This is a genomic window from Pedobacter nyackensis (assembly GCF_900176505.1).
Taxonomy (GTDB): domain Bacteria; phylum Bacteroidota; class Bacteroidia; order Sphingobacteriales; family Sphingobacteriaceae; genus Pedobacter; species Pedobacter nyackensis.
This window is the reverse complement of record NZ_FWYB01000014.1, coordinates 149,481-155,924: the sequence shown is the minus strand read 5'-3', so window position 1 is coordinate 155,924 and position 6,444 is coordinate 149,481. Positions and strand designations below refer to the sequence as shown.

General features: G+C 39.1%; 5 protein-coding genes. 2 read left to right on the top strand and 3 right to left on the bottom strand.

Annotation, left to right across the window (positions count from 1 at the left end):
- Positions 1-309, bottom strand: a 309-nt coding sequence (locus B9A18_RS20290; RefSeq protein WP_144009506.1) for a transposase, incomplete at its 3' end; no start/stop codon positions are given.
- A 33-nt stretch (positions 310-342) separates the two neighbouring features.
- On the bottom strand, positions 343-1,212 hold the full coding sequence (locus tag B9A18_RS20285; protein ID WP_084291377.1) for an alpha-L-fucosidase: 870 nt from the start codon (positions 1,210-1,212) through the stop codon (positions 343-345).
- Positions 1,213-1,536: 324 nt separating this feature from the next.
- Between B9A18_RS20285 and B9A18_RS20280 the strand changes: the two genes are divergently transcribed.
- A complete protein-coding gene (locus tag B9A18_RS20280) occupies positions 1,537-2,976 on the top strand; it encodes a 3-keto-disaccharide hydrolase (RefSeq protein WP_084291376.1) in 1,440 nt (479 codons plus the stop codon).
- A 14-nt stretch (positions 2,977-2,990) separates the two neighbouring features.
- Positions 2,991-4,943 (top strand): hypothetical protein, encoded by a 1,953-nt coding sequence (locus tag B9A18_RS20275; protein WP_084291375.1) that lies wholly within the window; start codon positions 2,991-2,993, stop codon positions 4,941-4,943.
- 59 nt (positions 4,944-5,002) lie between these two features.
- On the opposite strand, the gene B9A18_RS20270 is transcribed toward B9A18_RS20275, so the two are convergent.
- Positions 5,003-6,400, bottom strand: a complete 1,398-nt coding sequence (locus tag B9A18_RS20270; protein WP_084291374.1) for an alkaline phosphatase PhoX — start codon at positions 6,398-6,400, stop codon at positions 5,003-5,005.
- Between the last annotated feature and the right edge of the window lie 44 nt (positions 6,401-6,444).

Genomic DNA, 6,444 nt, shown 5'->3' with positions numbered 1-6,444 from the left:
ATCAATCATTGAATTCAGGCCGTAAATTAGCACATTCGCTTTCTCCAAGGCCTTTTCCAAGTCCTTTATGCGCTTTTTTAACTCTGCGGTGTCTTTAGTTTTTGGCTTTTCCATAGGAGTTAAAGTTACAGCTCCTTTCTCTAATTTCTTCTTATACCGGTTAACCCAATTGGTTAGAATATAGGTGTTTGGTAATCCATACTTTTTTACAACAGCTGCTGTGGATTGATTCTGGTAGACGACCAGCTCTATCAATTTTTCTTTAAATTCTGCAGGATAATCTAACCTTGCCATTACTTCTTTGTTCATCGAAAACTTAGTTTTTTCTCAAAAACTGTAAAGTTATAGACGGATAAGACCGGTTTCCCAAACTTTTCCACGGTATTTTTCCAATTCTTTGGGTCCAACCTGTTCTGGTGTTTCAAAATCAGTACCATCTTCATAATCTTTCAGATCTAAACGGTTGTCGACAATAATTTCAGGCTGCAGTTTTCTAATCTGTTTTAGCAGTTCAACAGATCCCCAATCATCACGCCCTTTCCCATGCTTACCAGGATAGGAATAGTCGGCCCAAAAAATATCTATTTTGCCATATTTAGTAAGTAGTTCTGTTACCTGGTTGTACATGTATTTACGATATTTGGCCATGTCCCTGTTTTTGTTTAAGGCGGTATAAGCATCTTCATTGCCTTTTTCTGGTCTTAAGGGATGGATAGCATCTACAGTAAAATCTGGGTGGTGCCAATCAATAAGGGAATAGTAAAATCCTATTTTTATGCCTTCGGCACGGAAAGCTTCTACAAATTCCTTTATCAAATCTCTTTTTGCCGGTGTATTGGTTGCTTTGTAGTCGGTATACTTGCTATCAAAAAGTGTAAAACCTTCATGGTGTTTTGTGGTTAATACGGCGTATTTCATGCCGGCCGCTTTAGCTTCTTTTGCCCATTGCTTTGGGTTAAATAAATCGGGGTTAAACTTGTCAAAGTATTTTTGATAATCCTCATTTGTAATGTGTTCATAGCTTTTTACCCATTCGTGGCGGGCCGGCAACGCATAAAGCCCCCAATGGATAAACATACCGAAGCGGGCATTTGTCCACCATTCCATTCTTTTGGTTTTTTCGGCAGTAGTTTCTTTGCCAAGCCGTTTTTGAGCGCTTACTGTAAGTGCCAGGTTTAGCAGTAATAAAATCGATAAAATTGTTTTTTTCATTGTGTGTGGTTTGTTTGTATAAAGAGGTAATTTAGCGATGGATGTGTTATGAAAATAATGGGATATCAGCAAAGTATTAAGTGAAATTGGTCTGAATGTTTTGAAATCTCCATGATAGTATTGGAAATGGGTTAAAAAAACATCAACATTGATCAATGTTTGAATTGTTTAGAAAGACTGTTGTTGTTATTTTGCGTCCTTATCTATTTATTTTACTAACAAATTTAAATTGCTAATTACAGAACCATATTCATTCTTTCAAAAGGGCTAGCTGGATGCTTCATCTATGTAATTATATATAATCTTTTTAACAAACACACACACATGAAACTTAATTATCTAAGGTTTGGAACAACCGCTTTTATATGGTTGTTAGGAACTGCACTCGTGTCTGGTCAGCAACTAGCTGGTCAGTCAGAAATTGATCTGAAAGATCTTTCTTTATTTAAGACTCCGGGGAATACCTGGGCGCTTGCAGGAGGCGTTACGGCTAATTTAAACGAAACAAACGTTTTAAACATTGCAAAGGGTACTGGAATTTTAGTGAATGTACCTTCTAAAAAAGATCATGGATCAGATCTTTTAACAATTGCTGAGCATGGTAATATCATTCTTGAGTTAGATTATTTACTAGCAAAAGGATCAAACTCAGGAATCTATCTTCAGGGGATCTATGAAATCCAATTAGAAGATTCATGGGGTTTATTAAATCCAACATCAGCTAATAATGGTGGTATTTACCAGCGTTGGGATGATTCAAAACCAGAAGGTCAAAAAGGATATCAGGGATATGCACCTCGCCAAAATGCAAGTAAAGCACCAGGGTTATGGCAACATATTAAAATCGCATTCCAGGCTCCAAGTTTCGATGCATCTGGCAACAAGATCGCTAATGCAAGAGTTTTAAGTGTAGAATTGAATGGTGTACTTATACAAGATAATGTTGAATTGTTTGGTGCAACCAGAGGTGCAAACGATAAAGAAAAAGCAATTGGTGCTTTACGCTTGCAAGGCGATCATGGTGCGGTGGCTTTCAGAGATATTAAAATTTCCAAATTACCTGCCGAAATGTTAAATGGTGGGCCAAGAAATGGAAACGATACGGATCCAATTTATATTGATGTTGCTACAACTCCAAATATTCGCAGTTTTGTTAATATTCAGGGAGGACCAAAAGTAGTTCACGCAATTTCTGTAGGTAGTCCTACTCAGGTTCACTTTAGCTATGACTTAGACAATGGTATTTTGTTCCAGGCCTGGCATGGTGAGTTTGTGGATGCAACTCCAATGTGGCACGAAAGAGGTGACGGTACTTCAAAACCTCGCGGAAGTGTAACAACCTTCACTAAAAAGCTAGTTCCTACGCTAACTAAACTTACCGATCCCAAGGGAGCAGCATGGTTAGTTGATACTACCGGTACAGGATTTAAAACTAAAGGCTATACATTAGATGGTCAGGGGCACCCTACTTTTAACTATAATATCTACGGTACTAAAGTTTCTGATGCCATCAAAGCACTTGAAAATGGTCAGGGATTAAGCAGAGAGATCGTTCTTGAAACTCCAGTAGATAACATTTATGCATTAATAGCTGATGCTTCAAGTGTTGAAGAAGTCTCTAAAGGACTTTACCTTATAGCCGGACAATCTTTTTATTTAAAATTTGACGATACCAAAGACAAACCTGTGATCAGGGATGTTGACGGCAGGAAACAACTTATTGTTCCTGTTCGTGGTAAGTTAAATTATTCGATTTTATTTTAAAAAGGGGTTAGGTCATGAAATATACTTTTAAGACGCTGGCAATGCTGGCTTTAAGTTTTAGTTTTACAATGGTGTTTGCTCAGGAATCACCAAAAGAAGAAAATTTCTTCAGAATAAATAAGGTAAGGATGCCTGAAGGTCCAATTTTAGAGGTTGGTGGATTGGTTACTTTACCAAATGGAGATCTAGGTATCTCAACCAGGAGAGGAGAGGTTTACATGGTAGAAAACCCTACAAGCAAAACCCCTTACTTCCGCAAGTTTGCATCAGGCTTACACGAAGTATTAGGTCTTGCTTACAAAGACGGTGCATTGTACTGTGCACAACGAGGTGAACTAACCAAATTGATCGATAAAAATCAAGATGGTAAAGCTGATGTTTATGAAACTGTTTATGCCTGGCCATTAAGCGGTCACTATCATGAATATAGCTTCGGGCCAAAAATTGCTAAAGATGGTTCTTTCTTTGTAACTGCTAACGTCGCTTTTGGTGATGAAATGTGGTATCGTGGCGAAAGTCGTGTACCCATGCGTGGCTGGACCATGAACATTACTGAAGAAGGAAAAATGCAGCCATGGGCAACAGGTATGCGTTCGCCGGCAGGTCCAAACGTAATCGACGGACAATTTTACTATACAGATAACCAAGGCGACTGGTTCGGTTCTGGTGGTATCTGGAAAGTAGAAAAGGGAGATTTTTTAGGTAACCCTGCCGGATTAAGATGGACAGGAAGAGCTGATTCTCCGGTTAAACTTAGCGAAGCGTTCTTCAGGTCTAAAATCGACGAAAGAAGAGACAAAGACGCACAAGGAAGAGCTATCAAACCTGAAAACAGAGTGAATGAAAATTTCAAGATGTTATGGGAAATGAAAAAAGACTTCCCTGAATTAAGATTACCATCAGTATGGCTTCCACATGGTATCCTTGGTATTTCAAATTCAGAACCCATTAAAATCCCTCAGGGAGCTTTTGGTCCTTTCGAAGGTCAGGTTTTAGTAGGCGATCAGGGTATGAGTCTCATTTCAAGGATATTCTTTGAAACTGTAAATGGTGTAGAACAAGGTGCTGCATTCTTGTTCAGAAGTGGTTTCCGCTCTGGCGTATTAAGAATGGCATGGGGGAATGATAATTCATTATTTGTTGGAGAAACTAACCGTGGTTGGGGTTCTGCAGGTGATGCAAACGAAGGTCTTGAGCGTTTAGTTTACAACAACAAAATACCTTTCGAAATGAAAGCTGTCAGAGCAATGCCTGATGGTTTTGAAATCGAATTTACTAAACCTGTTGATTTAAAATCAGCAGAAGATTTAGCTTCTTACAAGGTAGAAAGCTTCTTATATAAATATCACCCAGTTTATGGTTCGCCTCCAGTTAACACAGAAAAATTAAAAATAAAAGGTGTTAAAGTATCTGCTGATGGTTTAAGGGCAAGACTTATGGTTGATAACCTTCGTCAGTATTATATCCATACGATCACTGTTGAAGGTGTTCGTTCACAAGAGAATGCTTATCAATTAATTCACCCGACCGCTTACTATACTTTAAACAGTATTCCCAACGGAGAGAAATTATCGATGAATGGTTTAAGTACCAAAAACTCTACTATTGATGCTGTAGCTAAGGTAGTTCCTGGAAAAGTAACGGGTAAAAAAACAGCGGTAGATACTAAAGCAACTGCTACTGAGAAAGCTGTTGCAAAAACTGCTGCAGCTCCAACTTATGCTCAGGTTAAAGGTTTATTAACAAACTATACTTGTATTGCTTGCCATGACCAGGCAAAGAAGCAGATCGGACCTGCATTCATTGAGATTGCAAAACGTAAATATACTGCAGAAAAGATTCTTTCTTTAATCCACAATCCACAGCCTCAAAACTGGCCAGGTTATGCGACAGAGATGCCGCCAATGCCGCAGGTGACTAAAGAAGAGGGGATTAAAATAGCTAACTGGATCAACTCTTTGAAATGATAAATAATTCCTAGCTGGTGTACATTAAAAGCCTTAGATTTTCTCTAAGGCTTTTGTTTTTATAATATATTTTTCCATGGCCCAGTGATGGCAAGTGTCAGTCCTGGTGATTGAATATTGATAAACAGCGTGTTTCCAGAGGGTGAAAATACAGGCCCTGCAAATTCTGAATTTCGGTAACCGATGTTTTTTGCAATGACATATGTTTTTCCTTGCGGTGTAATCCCGATCACCCTTGCATCTTTTTTGTCTTCACAGATGATTACGTCTCCCCAGGGAGCTATCGTCAGGTTATCACAATTTTGAAAGGTTTCAATATTGTTAGGCTCAATAAAGAGTTCCAGTTTTCCGGGGGCGTCTTTTTCTCTAGCCTGGCCTTCAAATTTACTTGGCGTGTACTTAAAGATTTGTCCTTTTCTGTTACTACCACCATCGGTACAGGCAAAAAACAGTTCATCTTTTCCATACCATATACCTTCCCCCCTTGAGAACCTTGCAGCACCCAGTTTAAATCCTCTTAACCTCAAATCACTATCAGGCGCTTCCACATCAGCAAGATCTATCCATTCTACCTCAAACGACTTCTTTTCAGGAAATTTGTCAGTCGTTAAATTTGGATAGTTACGGGTGTCTGCACTTTTCCATTCTCTAATGACAAGACATTGAAGTTTCCCGCCATTGTGTAATTTGCCATAAGCATTGGGCAGGTACCTGTAGAAAAGACTGTCTCCCTCATCCTCTGTCTGGTAAACGATGCCTGTTTTAGGCTGAACAGCAACGGCTTCGTGTGTGAAACGTCCCATAGCTTTAATAGGATGGGGATTAGCGATCCCAATTTTCTCTGTTGCCGGTACTTCAAAGTTAAAACCATGATCTTTTTCCAGGCCGTCACTTGCTTTCAAACTGCTTTCTTCACAGGTGATCCAGGATTTCCATGGGGTTATGCCGCCCGCACAGTTTCTTACGGTGCCAATTAAACTAAGGTATTGTGATTCTACTTTTTGTGTTTTTTCATTGTAAACCAAGGTAGTAGTGCCTCCAACACAGGTATCTTTACCATTGCCAAAGTCATATATCTTGTCTTTATTGATTTTATGGATCAGCTCATTGTTTTTTCCAAAAGGGCCGAGCAGATCTGCACCTGGTGAATTTTCATGATTTCTGATCAATATTGTTTTACCGCTTGGAGTTGAAAATGCACCCATTCCATCATACATCCCAGGTACAAACAGCCCATCTTTCATCAGGTCTCCTTTGCGGGAGATGATTCTGGAACTGAATCCTTTTGGTAAGCTAAGTGTGTCCCCTGGCTGATAACTGAGTGGACCAAATCCAACTCCTTCCCGGGTAGTTGCCAATAAATCAATCGCCGCATTGGCAGCGAAGTTGTTTAGACCAATAAAGCCTAAACTAACCAGACTGGTGTTTCTGATAAAATTTCTTCTTGAGCTGTTCATATGGTGAATTTACTAATACAGGATTAAGTTAATATTAATTTCCT

What these genes read in the sequence shown, in the direction of transcription:
- B9A18_RS20285 (WP_084291377.1), bottom strand. Translation starts at nt 1,212, where the DNA reads ATGAAAAAAACAATTTTATCGATTTTATTACTGCTAAACCTGGCACTT.
- B9A18_RS20280 (WP_084291376.1), top strand. Translation starts at nt 1,537, where the DNA reads ATGAAACTTAATTATCTAAGGTTTGGAACAACCGCTTTTATATGGTTG.
- B9A18_RS20275 (WP_084291375.1), top strand. Translation starts at nt 2,991, where the DNA reads ATGAAATATACTTTTAAGACGCTGGCAATGCTGGCTTTAAGTTTTAGT.
- B9A18_RS20270 (WP_084291374.1), bottom strand. Translation starts at nt 6,400, where the DNA reads ATGAACAGCTCAAGAAGAAATTTTATCAGAAACACCAGTCTGGTTAGT.